The 13,730-nt window shown below is 32.2% G+C and carries 10 protein-coding genes; 5 read left to right on the top strand and 5 right to left on the bottom strand.

The genetic code is table 11. The features are described from left to right. Nucleotides 1–126: 126 nt before the first annotated feature. The 4 genes from FG167_RS02905 (at nt 127) to FG167_RS02890 (ending at nt 6,414) form a co-directional block, all read left to right on the top strand. A complete protein-coding gene (locus FG167_RS02905; RefSeq protein WP_203459954.1) occupies nt 127–2,325 on the top strand; it encodes a S9 family peptidase in 2,199 nt (732 codons plus the stop codon). 53 nt (nt 2,326–2,378) lie between these two features. Continuing rightward, nucleotides 2,379–3,968: a peptide MFS transporter gene (locus FG167_RS02900; protein WP_203459953.1), complete on the top strand. Its 1,590-nt coding sequence runs from the start codon at nt 2,379–2,381 to the stop codon at nt 3,966–3,968. A 44-nt stretch (nt 3,969–4,012) separates the two neighbouring features. After that, nucleotides 4,013–5,791 (top strand): peptide MFS transporter, encoded by a 1,779-nt coding sequence (locus FG167_RS02895; protein WP_203459952.1) that lies wholly within the window; start codon nt 4,013–4,015, stop codon nt 5,789–5,791. Nucleotides 5,792–5,865: 74 nt separating this feature from the next. Next, nucleotides 5,866–6,414: a thioredoxin fold domain-containing protein gene (locus tag FG167_RS02890; RefSeq protein ID WP_203459951.1), complete on the top strand. Its 549-nt coding sequence runs from the start codon at nt 5,866–5,868 to the stop codon at nt 6,412–6,414. A 32-nt stretch (nt 6,415–6,446) separates the two neighbouring features. Here FG167_RS02890 and FG167_RS02885 read toward each other — a convergent pair whose 3' ends face one another. The 5 genes from FG167_RS02885 to surE form a co-directional block, all read right to left on the bottom strand. Further along, nucleotides 6,447–8,465, bottom strand: a complete 2,019-nt coding sequence (locus FG167_RS02885) for a ComEC/Rec2 family competence protein (RefSeq protein WP_203459950.1) — start codon at nt 8,463–8,465, stop codon at nt 6,447–6,449. A 58-nt stretch (nt 8,466–8,523) separates the two neighbouring features. Continuing rightward, the gene (locus FG167_RS02880; protein WP_203459949.1) at nt 8,524–9,087 is read right to left on the bottom strand and encodes a C40 family peptidase; all 564 of its coding nucleotides are present in this window, start codon (nt 9,085–9,087) and stop codon (nt 8,524–8,526) included. A gap of 8 nt (nt 9,088–9,095) precedes the next feature. Continuing rightward, the gene (gene lpxB, locus FG167_RS02875) at nt 9,096–10,214 is read right to left on the bottom strand and encodes a lipid-A-disaccharide synthase (protein ID WP_203459948.1); all 1,119 of its coding nucleotides are present in this window, start codon (nt 10,212–10,214) and stop codon (nt 9,096–9,098) included. Beyond that, nucleotides 10,215–10,496, bottom strand: a complete 282-nt coding sequence (locus tag FG167_RS02870; RefSeq protein WP_203459947.1) for a hypothetical protein — start codon at nt 10,494–10,496, stop codon at nt 10,215–10,217. Nucleotides 10,497–10,562: 66 nt separating this feature from the next. Next, nucleotides 10,563–11,339 (bottom strand): 5'/3'-nucleotidase SurE, encoded by a 777-nt coding sequence (gene surE, locus FG167_RS02865; RefSeq protein WP_203459946.1) that lies wholly within the window; start codon nt 11,337–11,339, stop codon nt 10,563–10,565. Between the two features lie 188 nt (nt 11,340–11,527). Between surE and FG167_RS02860 the strand changes: the two genes are divergently transcribed. Next, entirely contained in the window at nt 11,528–13,729 is a 2,202-nt protein-coding gene (locus FG167_RS02860) for a carboxy terminal-processing peptidase (protein ID WP_203459945.1), read from the top strand. Nucleotide 13,730: the final 1 nt, after the last annotated feature.

Here is a 13,730-nt window from a genome sequence, read left to right as displayed (position 1 = left end):
AAGTTTTTGTAACTTAAAACCGAAGCTGTTTTTAGTATTTACAACTTCAATTTACTGTTAATGTTTACGGTTTTTTGCTTATTTTTTAGTAAACTTGACATTCATTTCATAAAATCATTATTTTTAATGCGAACTTTTAAATTCTTCCTATTTAGTTGCCTTTTTATAACTGCAATCTCTACAACAGCGCAAACTAAAAACATTTCACTTGAAGATATCTGGAATGGTTCTTTTAGAACCGAAAGAATGGATGCTTTGCATTCCATGAAAAACGGACAACAATACTCTGTTTTAAATTTTGATAGAACTTCAAGAATCACAACAATAGATGTTTACGATTATAAAACACTAAGTAAAGTGAAAACTCTAGTCAGTTCTGCTAACCTAGAAGCTATACCTTATTTTTCAGATTACACGTTTAGTGATGATGAAAGTAAGATTGTTTTAGCTACAGATGTGGAGTCTATTTTTAGAAGATCTACCCTAGGGAAGTTTTATGTGTATGATACTAAAAATGCTTTGGTAACTTTAATTGCTGAAGAAAAAATACAAGAACCAACCTTTTCACCAGATGGAACTAAGGTAGCTTATGGTTTAAATAATAATTTATTTGTTAAAGATTTGAATTCCGGTGAAACGAAACAAATCACTTTCGATGGCGAAAAAAATAAAATTATTAATGGTATTACCGACTGGGTTTATGAAGAAGAATTTGGATTTGTTCGCGCTTTTGAATGGAATGCGGCTAGTGATAGATTAGCGTTTATACGATTTGATGAAACGGAGGTTCCTGAATTTTCTATGGATATTTATGGATCGGCTTTATACCAAACACAGCAAGTTTTTAAATACCCAAAAGCAGGTGAAAAAAATGCTGTTGTTTCTTTGCATTTATACGATTTGAAATCGAATAAAGCTTCCGAAGTAAAATTAGAAAAAGCCTATACTGATTTTTATATTCCTAGAATAAAATGGACGAATGAAGCAAATGTCTTAAGTGCGCAATACATGAACAGGCATCAAGATGAATTAGATCTTTGGATGATTGATGCTAAAAAAGGTAAGACAGATTTAGTGTTAGCAGAAAAGGATAAAGCCTATGTAGATGTAACCGATAATCTTACTTTTTTAAAGGATAATAGCTTTATTTGGACGAGCGAAAAGGATGGGTATAACCACATTTATCATTATGATAAAAAAGGGAAACTTATCAATCAAATCACTAAAGGAAACTGGGAAGTAACCAGTTACTATGGTTTTGATGAAAAAAATGATGTTATATATTATCAGTCTGTAGAAAATGGTTCTATAAATCGAGATGTATATAAAATTGATTTAAACGGAAATAATAAAACAAGACTTACAAAAAGCACAGGAACAAATAATGCTTCGTTTAGTGCAGATTTTACATACTTCATCAATACGTTTTCTAACGCAACAACTCCGCCAGAATATACACTAAACAATGCCTCGACTGGAGATTTAGTGAAAAGTATAAAAGATAATGATGCACTTTCTAAAAAAGTATTAGCGTATACCACTTCTAAAAAGGAATTTTCAACCATTAATGTAAATGGTAACGATTTAAATATGTGGATGATTAAACCAGCAGATTTTGATGCGAATAAAGAATACCCATTATTTATGTATCAATATTCTGGACCAGGATCACAACAGGTTGCAAATCGTTGGAATGGTGCAAATGACTATTGGTACCAACATTTAGCACAACAAGGTTATATTATTGCTTGTGTAGATGGAAGAGGAACAGGTTTTAAAGGAGCCGACTTTAAAAAAGTAACGCAAAACGAATTGGGTAAATACGAAGTTGAAGACCAAATTGAAGCTGCTAAGCAATTAGGAGCAAGGTCTTATATTGATGCTTCTAGAATTGGAATCTGGGGTTGGAGTTATGGTGGTTTTATGAGTAGTAATGCATTGTTTAAAGGAAACGATGTCTTTAAAATGGCTATTGCTGTTGCTCCTGTAACTAGCTGGAGATTCTATGATTCTATTTATACCGAACGTTATATGACTACACCTCAAGAAAATGCAAGTGGTTATGATGACAACTCGCCAATAAATCATGTAGATAAATTAACAGGAGATTTTCTTTTAATTCACGGTACAGCGGATGATAACGTGCATGTGCAAAACACCATGCGAATGGTAGAAGCTTTGGTACAAGCCGATAAGCAGTTTGAGTGGATGATTTATCCAGATAAAAATCACGGTATTTATGGTGGTAACACCAGATTGCATTTGTATAAAAAAATGACAAACTTTATTAACGATAAGCTTGGAGATAAAAGACTTAAGAAATAAGTTAACAAAGAACAAAAAAATATTAAAGGATAAACTAACTAAAATAAATAAACATGGAATATAAATTTGGAGGTTCTGCGGAGAATCAAAAAACAGTTTTAGGACATCCTGCTGGGTTGTTCGTGCTTTTCTTTACAGAAATGTGGGAGCGTTTTTCTTACTATGGAATGCGTGCTTTATTAGTACTGTTTTTAGTATCTACTATTATAGATGGTGGATGGGAATGGAGTAGAGCCGATGCATTAGTTCTTTATGGATGGTATACAGGACTCGTTTATTTAACCCCAATTATTGGTGGTTTTATAGCAGATAAATTTATGGGGTATCGAAGAGCTGTTGTGCTTGGAGCCTTTATTATGACCTTAGGTCATGCTTCCATGGCATTAGAAGGAATTACATCTATGTTTTTCTATGCTGGATTAACTTGTCTAATTATTGGAAACGGTTTTTTTAAACCAAATATTTCTTCCATGGTTGGTCAATTGTATAAAACACAAGGAAAAGAGAAAGATGGTGGTTATACCATTTTCTATATGGGAATTAATGCAGGCGCATTTTTAGGTATTCTTTTATGTGGTTACATTGGAGAAAATATAGGATGGCATTTTGGTTTTGGACTTGCTGGTGTTTTTATGTTTTTAGGAATGTTACAATTTTATTTCACTCAAAAAATATTTGGAAAAATTGGATTATCACCGAAACAATCGGAAGATTTTGAAGACGTAATAGAACATAGTGTTGAAAAATTAGAACATAACATTGAAGAAGTTATTGAAGAAGCAGAAAGCTCTAAAGTAGTAAGAGATAGAATGTTTGTAATTGGTGTCTTTTCTTTATTCGTCGTGTTTTTCTGGTGGGCTTTTGAACAAGCAGGTGGTTCTATGACCGTTTTTGCAGCAGATTATACAGATAGAGCTTTAGTTGGTAGTGCAGCGATGACTTTTAAAATCGTGAATACCATAATAACAGTAGTGCCAATGTTGGTAATTACCTATGTTTTAGCAATGCTGTTTAAACAAACATTTAGTAAATACTCTTTAGCAAATATATTATTAGGTTTAAGCTTCGTGATTATTTGGATAATTGTAATTTGGATGTTAAATAGAGAATTTCAATCGGATGCAACAGAAGTTCCTGCGTCATGGTTCTCTGTATTAAACTCTTTATTTATTATTTTGTTTGCACCATTGTTTTCTAAGCTTTGGGAAAGTAAATTAAATCCTTCAGGGCCAGTGAAGTTTGCAATAGGTTTACTATTAGTAGGTTTAGGATTTGGAATTTTAGCTTATGGAGCATCTGCAATTCCAGATGGAGCAAAAACAGCTTCTGTTAGTTTAATATTCTTAGTTGGTGCCTATTTCTTGCATACTATGGGAGAACTTTGTGTTTCACCAGTTGGGTTGTCATACGTTAGTAAATTAGCACCTGTTAAATTAGTGAGTTTAATGTTTGGTATTTGGTTTACTGCGAATTTCTTTGCCAACCTTTTAGGAGGTTTTACAGGAAGTTATATAGATCCAATTTCAGAAAAATATGGACTGTCCAATTTCTTTTTAATATTTACTGTAATTCCAATTGCAGCAGCTGTAATTATGTTACTGTTAACGCCTATGCTTAAAAGAAAAATGCACGGAATTGAATAAGTAAAGGATTAGATAAAACAGAACTAACTTAATTAATTATATACATGAATACAGATATAGAAAATCTATTTAAAGACAAAGTAATTGGACATCCAGCTGGATTGTTTGTATTGTTTTTTACGGAAATGTGGGAACGTTTTTCATTTTATGGAATGCGTATTCTTCTAGTGTTATTTTTAACAGCTCCTTTAATAGGTGATAATCCTGGATGGGAATGGCCAAGAGAACACGCTTTAGCATTAATTGGTACCTATGCATCCCTTTTATATTTAACACCAATTGTTGGTGGTTGGGTTGCAGATAAGATCACAGGTTATAAATGGGCAGTTATCATTGGTTGTTTTGTCATGATGCTAGGTCACGCATCTATGGTTTTTGAAACGCAATTTACTTTGTATTTAGGTCTAGCATTATTAGTTATTGGTACCGGTTTTTTCAAGCCGAATGTGACTTCAATGATTTCTGAAATGTATAAAGGCAAAGAGTCTAAAAAAGATGGAGCATACACCATATTTTATATGGGAGTAAATGCTGGAGCATTTTTTGGTATGATGCTTTGTGGTTATTTAGCAGAAAATATTGGATGGTCTTGGGGATTTGGTCTTGCAGGGATTTTTATGTTCTTAGGAATGTTACAATTCTGGTTAGCTAAAGACTTATTTGGACAAATTGGTGAAAAGCCTTCTAAAGTCTACGAAGTAGAATTGCCACAAAACATCAATGAAGTTAGTCCTACAGAACATAATCCAACAGAAGAAAAATTAAACCCTTTTACAGGAGTAGATAAAGTATTAATAGTGCTTTCTGCTTTAGGTGGAGTTTTATATTTATTTAATGATCCAATGTCTAAAGTTGGAAATGTGAATATGCTAGATTTTAGTATTGGAGGTTTAGACGGTTCTAACGTTACCATACTTACTGCACTTGTTTTATTTTTATATTTAATAATTACAAGAATTTCTAGATATTCAAAAATTATAAGAGACAAAATTATTGCGGTTTCTATTTTTGGAATTTTTACCGTATTTTTCTTTGCTGCTTTTGAGCAGTCTTTAGGGTCGATGACCATTTTTGCTAGAGATTACACAGATAGAGTTTTAGTAGGTTCCTCTGCAATGATATTTAAAATTGTAGATTTAATCTTAACAGTAGGGCCTTTAGCAATTATTACTTGGGTTCTGTATTTATTGTTTAAGAAAACATATTCTAAAATCCCATACTCTAACATTGTTTTAAGTTTAGCATTTGTTGCACTTTGGGGAATTGTTATTTGGAAAGTGAACAGAGAATTTAGCAAAGATGCTACAGAAGTGGGAGCATCTTGGTTTGGTATTTTAAACTCCTTCTTTATTATTACATTGGCTCCTCTATTTTCTAAATGGTGGGAAAGTAAATACAATCCTAGTGCTGCCATGAAATATGGCTTAGGACTAATACTTTTAGGTTTAGGATTTGGTGTTTTAGTAATGGGTACCATGGGAATTGAGCAAGGAGCACAAACAGCTTCTGTGAGTATGTTCTTTTTAATATTTGCATATGTATTCCATACTATGGGAGAACTTTGTATTTCGCCTGTTGGACTGTCGTATTTAAGTAAATTGGTGCCAGGAAGAATGATTGGTTTTATGTTTGGTATTTGGTATTTAGCCATTGCTATCGGACAAAAAGCAGCAGGAACCATGGGAGGAATGATTGATAAGATTTCGGAAGAACACGGTTTATCCACTTTCTTTTTAATATTTACACTAGTACCAATTGCTGTTGGTTTGGTATCGATCGTTTTAAACCCTATTCTTAAAAGATTAATGCATAACGTAAAATAATTTGTAATTTTGGAATAGTCTTTGAGACTGTAATTCTGAAAAGATACAAACCACAAATAAGTTATTTATATACAATGAAAAATTTAGCACTTACACTTTTACTCGCAGTTTTAACCATTGGTTCTATTACTGCACAAGAAATTAAATGGGTTTCTTTTGAAGAAGCTTTAGAGCTTCAGAAGAAAGAACCTAAAAAAATCCTGATGGACATGTATACCGAGTGGTGTGGGCCATGTAAAATGTTGGATAAAAACACCTTTCAAAATAAGGAAGTTGCAGCGTATGTAAATGAAAATTTCTATGCGGTAAAGTTTAATGCCGAAGGTAATGAAGTTGCAAACTATAAAGGAAAAGAATATACCAATCCAAGTTATGATCCTGCTAAAGCGAAGAGACGTAATAGCGCGCATCAATTGGCTAGATTTTTTCAAGTAAATGCCTATCCTACTATTGTATACTTAGATGAAAAGGCTGAGTTGATTGCTCCTATAAAAGGATATCAAACGCCAGTTCAAATAGAATTGTACTTAAAAATATTTGCGACTGACGACTATAAAGAACTAAGTACGCAAGATGCATTTGATGCATATTATTTAGCATTTAAACCAGAATTTAAAGGATAAATTTTGGTATTCTGAACTTGTTTCAGAAGCGATTATTCTAATATAAAAGCTCCCTTTTTACCAGTTTGGTGAAATGGGAGTTTTCTTTTTTTACAAGTATCTTCCCAACGTGCTACATACGATTTGTAATTGCTACCATCTGCAATAATGCTTTTTGGTTGTATAGAATCAATCAGTCTTTCTAAATTTATCTTTGGCGAATTTCGTAATAAAACAAAATCCGGTTGCACACTTTTTAGGTTATAAATACCAAGGCTGTCCACTATTAAGATTTTATGGTTTCGGTATAAAAAGAGATCTCGTAAAGTGTCTTCTTTAATCGTTTCCGTAAAATTAGCAACAGCAAAAGTACCTATGGTTTTGTTATTGGTAATGGAATCTAAATTATGAAAAACCTGTAGCGTTTTATTTCCTTTTACACCTATAATCGTGTTTCTGCTTTTCTGAAAGACGATAAAAGCATTCTTGCTATTTTCATATTTAGTATAAATAATGGCTATTTGTAAACTTAATATGGCAAGACATAAATACACCAAAGTAGTATAGTTTCTCTTTACATATATCCTCACTATTGCTATGATTATTAAATACGAAGTAACCACATAAAGGATATGAAAAGGGATGCCTTGAAAGAGGAATTGTTCCTTACTCGCAATCCATTCAAAAAAAGTATTCATTAAGCTAATAATACTTCCGAAACTATCTGATAAAAATTGTGGTAAGGCATTCAATAAAGCCAAAAGAATTACTATAATGCCACTAGCAAGAATAATTCCTATCAACGGAATCACCACAATATTAGACAACCAAAACAGTCCTGGAAACTGATGAAAATAAAACAAGCTAATGGGTAAAACACCAAATTGTGCTGCAATGGTAACGGTAGTAATTTGCCAAAGTTTATCGGTGACCCAAAATCTTGGTTTCCAAATTTTGTAAAGTATAGGCTGAATAGAAACAATGGCTAAAACCGCCATATAACTTAACTGAAAACCCACATCAAACAGAAACAAAGGCTTGAATAGTAGGATGAAAAAAACGGAAATAGCCAAGGTGTTATAAATGTTACTAGGTCGTTTTAAATGCATGCCAATAGCAACAACACTAAACATGGTTGCCGCTCTAATAATAGAGGCAGATGCGCCCGCAATGAGCGCATAACACCAAAGAAGGATTAGAATAATAATCATTTTTAAGATTTTTCCTTTTTTAATGCGTTCTAAAGGTTTGAAAATGGTGTTTAATAACAGTAACAAAATACCAACATGTAAGCCAGAAACAGCAAGAATATGAATAGCGCCAGCGTTTACATAATTAGTGTAAATATGCTTACTTATGTTTTGTCGTTGTCCTAAAATTAATGCGTTAATTATGGATAACTCATCGGCTTTAAAATGATGTTTTTTAAGCTTTGAGTTTATAGTATTTCGCAATAGACCAGCATAACCAATTGGTGTGTGTATGGTTTCGCTTACGCGGAAAAGAGTAGAACTACTAGCATATATTTGATGATAGATATATTGTTTCTCTAAATACTTTTTATAATCGAATTGATCCGGATTCAGAGCAGCGGTTACTTCCTGAAAACCTTTGGTTGTAATTAAAATGGCATCTATATCTGGCTTTTTAGGCAGACTATCTTTCCTAAGGTTTAATAAAGCCTTTCCAGTAACGAATTTGTCATCTATTTTGAGAATGTCTACTACATATTTATCATTATAATTACCAGGTTTTAAGATTTCTTTTATCCGAAAGGTTATCGGTTTGTTTTCACTATTCCAATGAGAATAATGATTCTTGAGATTTTTCTGATTGTGAAAATTTGTGCTTAGAATACCTAAAGAAATTGTAGTGAAGCAGGCTAAAACTCCGAACCAAATGGTTTTTGTAAACTGTTTTCTAGAAAGGAATACCGAAATGCTTAATAGTAAGAAAAGTAGAAGCGTACTATATAAAGAGTCTGTTACAGGTATGCTAATGTAATAGGCTAAAACGATGCCTATAATTAGACAAGCGCTTAGTTTTATTACAGTAAAATTTAGAATCTTCATATATAAATATAGTAAATAATCTATATTTATAACGAAAATATTCTACATTAAAAAGATTCTATAATATGCGTCTGGCTTGTACATAAGCCAAATACCAATAACGTTCTGCTAAATTGGAGATCATTACACCTCTGCTGGTGGATGCATGAATAAACTCTACGTAACCAATTCTTGAAGTAGTTACAATGCCAACATGATTTACTTTTCGGCTGTTCTTTTTTGTAGCAAAAAAAATCAAATCACCTTCTTGTACTTCTTTTAAGTCTATCCAATCGCCAGTTGTAGATAAACCATGTGTAGTTCTAGGAAGTGTAATGGCTTCTTTTTTAAACGAAGTATATATCAATCCAGAACAATCCATCCCTTTTTTGGTGGTTCCTCCATACTTGTATTTTACTCCTTCAAAAGTTTTTGCATAATCTATAATACTTGCTACATCTGCATTACTTTTTGTAGTAACAGTTTTTGTTGTAGCAGTTTTAGTATTTGATTTTTTTGGAGTCTTTTTTTTAGAAACTGTTTTGGTTGTTCGTGCTTTTTTGGTAACTACACGTTTGTTTTTACTAGATTTACAAGCGGAAAAGGAAATAAAAAGAATAAGAATTAGGGCAATTTTTTTCATGTACAAATTTAAGTATTTGGTGATATAGCTTTATAAATAAGTTTTGCAGTTTTCTCACTGGCACCTTTTCCTCCAAGCTCTTTTTCTAGTTCGTAATAATTTAAAAAGTATTTGGTTCTTTGGTATGGATCTAGAATGCTATCTAATTCTTTTTTTAAGCTTTTTTCGTTGAATTCCCCTTGAATTAACTCCGTAACCACTTCTTTATTCATGATTAAGTTCACCAAAGAAATAAACTTTAATGTGATGATACGTTTTCCTATTTGGTAGGATAGCCAGCTACCTTTATAACAAACAACTTGTGGTACTTTAAATAGTGCGGTTTCTAGTGTTGCAGTTCCAGATGTAACTAAAGCTGCGGTGGACACACTAAGTAAATCGTAGGTTTTATTAGAAATAAAAGTGACGTTTTTAGTGGTTATAAACTGCTGATAGAAACTATACTCCTGACTTGGAGCTCCTGCAATTACAAATTGATAATCCGGATAGTCCTTAACAACACTAAGCATTACCGAAAGCATTTTTTTAATTTCTTGTTTTCTACTTCCAGGAAGTAATGCAATTATTGGTTTATCGTTAAGTTGGTGTTCTTTTCTAAAGGTGTATTCATCTACTTGCGTTCTATTGGCAATAGCGTCAATTAAAGGATGGCCAACAAAATGTACATTGTAATTGTATTTCTTGTAGAAATCTTCCACAAACGGAAGAATAACATACATGGCATCTACATTTTTTTTAATTTTTTCCACTCTATTAGCGCGAGATGCCCAAACTTGTGGTGAAATATAATAATGGGTTTTAAATTTTTGCTCTTTTGCCCATTTTGCAATACGAAGATTAAAACCAGAATTGTCAATGAAAATAATAACATCTGGTTTATAGGCAGCAATGTCTTTTTTACATAATGAAATGGCTTTAAATATAGAGTTTATATTTAAAAGCACTTCTGCAAAACCCATAAAAGCTCTTTCCTTGTAATGTTTTACCAAAGTACCACCAACACTTTGCATAAGGTCTCCTCCCCAAAATCTAAATTCGGCATGTACATCTTCTTTTTGTAATGCTTTCATTAAGTTAGAGCCATGTAAATCTCCCGAAGCTTCTCCTGCAATAATGTAATACTTCATTTATATAAATTTAAAAAGAAGGGTTAAGATTGCAATACATATAGTTGCGATAAGCACGCCTTTAGCACGATCATCTTGTTTTCTACTTAAAAAGAAAAAGAAAGCAATAAGATTTAAAACCGCACCTAAACTTATGAGTTTACTAATAAAACCTTGTGCGTTAGCCGTTTCTATAGCTTCCATAAAATTACCTCCTTGTCCTAATACTTTAGTCGCAATAAATAAACCTATAATGTTGGCAATAAAACCAACAATTAAACCAATTGTAATATCTTTTTTCATCTTTAGTTTCCGCGAAAGCGGTAATCTTATTTTTTTATTTCCGCAAAAGCGGAAGTAATTAATCGTTTATTTGTTTAAATCCCAAGTATTCAATTTGGCTATACTGTGATGTGCTGTTAAGTCAAATTGCACAGGTACCACAGAAACATAACCATTTTGTAAAGCCCATTCGTCAGTATCTTCTCCTTTGTCTAAATTAACAAATTTTCCGGTAAGCCAATAATATTCTTTGCCTTGCGGACTAACTCTTTTATCAAATTTTTCGACCCAATTTGCTTTTGCCTGTCTGCAAATTTTCACGCCTTTAATAGCTTTTTTCTCTAATTTAGGAAAATTCACATTTAAAATAACACCTTCTTGTAAACCATTTTCTAAAACATTTAGTGCAATATTTTTAACATATTCTTTAACCGATTCAAAGTTGGCATTCCAGTTAAAATCTAATAGCGAAAAACCTATCGACGGAATCCCTTCTAATCCTGCTTCAATAGCAGCGCTCATGGTACCAGAATAAATTACATTAATAGAAGAGTTAGAGCCATGATTAATACCCGAAACACATAAGTCAGGTCTACGGTCCAATATTTCGCTAATTCCTAATTTCACACAGTCGGCAGGTGTGCCAGAGCAACTATATTCTCTTTGTTTGCCATTATCTATAGTTACTTGTTCTAAATATAGCGTAGAATCTAGAGTTATGGCGTGACCCATTCCACTTTGTGGACTGTCTGGAGCAACAACAACAACCTCACCTATGGTATTCATTACCTCTATTAATGCTCGTATTCCAGGGGCAGTTATGCCATCATCGTTGGTAACTAATATAAGCGGTTTTTTTGTCATGTAGCGTCCTTTTTTTGCTATGCTAAAATACATATTTTATGTAGTATATACTCCATATTTACGGTTTAACAAAAAATTAGTACCTATTCGTTTTAATTGGCACAGTTTTTTCTTTAAATTAGTAAATTGAGACAAACCCCCTAAATTAAGCTGTGTATGGCTTAAATTAATTAATGCATTTAAGAAAAATGAAAAAGAAATATAATGTGTTTATCCTATTGCTTTTATTAGCATTTGCATCTTGTAGTTTTACTAGTAAGACTTTTGATGACCCGGATAAAGATAAACTCCTAATACAAGTGATTACCTACGTTTTAGAACGTGGTCATTTTGATCCTAAAGTTTTAAATGATGATTTTTCAGCTGCTGTATATACTGATTATCTAGAGCAACTAGACCCTTTAAAACGTTATTTTTATAAATCAGATATAGACGAATTTGAAAAATATAAAACAGAGTTAGATGATCAACTGAAAGCGTATGATATCGCTTTTTTCAACCTGACACATGAACGTTTATTGAAACGTATTGAAGAAACTAAAGCCATTTATAGGGATATCTTAAATAAACCATTTAATTATGCTGTAAATGAAACCTATAATTCCGATTATGAAAAGTTAGAATATGTAAAGAATAAAAAGCAAATGAAAGAACGTTGGAGACAACAACTTAAGTTTACTACTATTTCTAATTATGATGAATTAATTTCTTATCAAGAAGGTTCCAATAAAGCTTCAAAAGGAAAAATAGGTATTAAAAAAGATGGTACTTTTATAGATTCAGAAGATAAAAGTACAACAAATAAATCACCAGAAAAAAAATCATTAGCACAATTAGAAGAAGAAGCAAGAGCAGAAACTTTAAAATCTATTGATAATTATTATAATGATTATATAGACGATCAACAACGTAAAGATTGGTTCTCCATATATGTAAATGCTATTGTGGAAGAATTTGATCCACATACATTCTATTTTGCGCCAGAAGATAAAGATCGTTTTGATCAACAAATGTCTGGAAAGTTAGAAGGAATTGGTGCTAGATTATCTAAGAAAATGGACAACACTAAAATTGTAGAACTTATTTCTGGAGGTCCAGCTTGGAGAGGGAAAGAATTAGAAGTTGGTGATATTATTCAAAAAGTACGTCAGGAAGGTGAAGAGCAAGCCATCAATATTGTAGGTATGCGTTTAGATGATGCTATAAAACTTATAAAAGGCCCAAAAGGAACAGTAGTTAATCTTACTGTTAAAAAAGTAGATGGAACTATAGAAGATATTGCTATAACTAGAGATATTGTAGAGTTAGAAGAGACTTATGCTAAATCATCTATAGTTAAAAACAATGATAAACGTTATGGAGTAATTAATCTTCCAAAATTTTATGTAGATTTTGAAGACTATAAAAAACGTAATGCTGCAAGCGATATTAAGCAAGAAATTGAGCGCTTAAAAGAAGAAGGTATGGAAGGCCTAGTTTTAGATCTTCGTAATAATGGAGGAGGATCTTTACAAACCGTTGTAGATATGGCTGGTTTATTTATTAAAGACGGACCAATTGTACAAGTACGATCCACAGGAGAACCAAAAGAGGTTTTAAAAGATAAAGATAAATCGATTAGTTGGGATGGACCATTAGTGATTTTAGTGAATGAGCTTTCAGCATCTGCTTCAGAAATATTAGCTGCTGCAATGCAAGATTATAAAAGAGCAATTATTATAGGAAGCAAGCAAACCTACGGGAAAGGTACCGTACAAAACGTTTTGGATTTAAATAGAATGGTACGTAATAACTCACAAGGGGATTTAGGAGCTTTAAAACTTACTACACAAAAATTCTATAGAATAAATGGAGGTTCTACGCAATTAGAAGGCGTAAAGAGCGATGTGGTTGTTCCAGACAGATATAGTTTTATTGATGTTGGAGAAAAAGATCAGGAAAATCCATTGCCTTGGGATAAGATAGATGCTGTAGATTACACTTTTTGGGATAGCTATTTTGATTATGATACTACCATTAAGAAGAGTCAGGAACGTATGAGTAATAATGCGCAATTAAAGCTAATTGAAGAAAATGCAAAATGGGTAAAATCCAGAATGGATGAAAACGTTCATGCTTTAAATTATAAAGCATACAAGCAAAAAATAGAATTAACAGAAGAAGAAGCAAAACGATTTGATAAATTATCGGAATACCAGACAAATCTAACTTTTGAGTCTTTACCTTACGAAAGTCAACTATTTGCATCAGATTCTATTTTGAAAACGAAAAGAGATAGATGGCATGAAAGTCTTAGTCAAGATGTGTATATCGAAGAAGCATTACATGTTTTAGAAGATTTAAAAATGTCTTATAGTATTGAAAAAATAGCTACTACAGTAAAAGACTAAA

It is taken from the genome of Lacinutrix sp. WUR7, from assembly GCF_016864015.1.
Taxonomy (GTDB): Bacteria; Bacteroidota; Bacteroidia; order Flavobacteriales; family Flavobacteriaceae; genus Oceanihabitans.
Note: the sequence above shows the minus strand (reverse complement) of the source record. Positions and strands in the feature narration are given on the sequence as shown.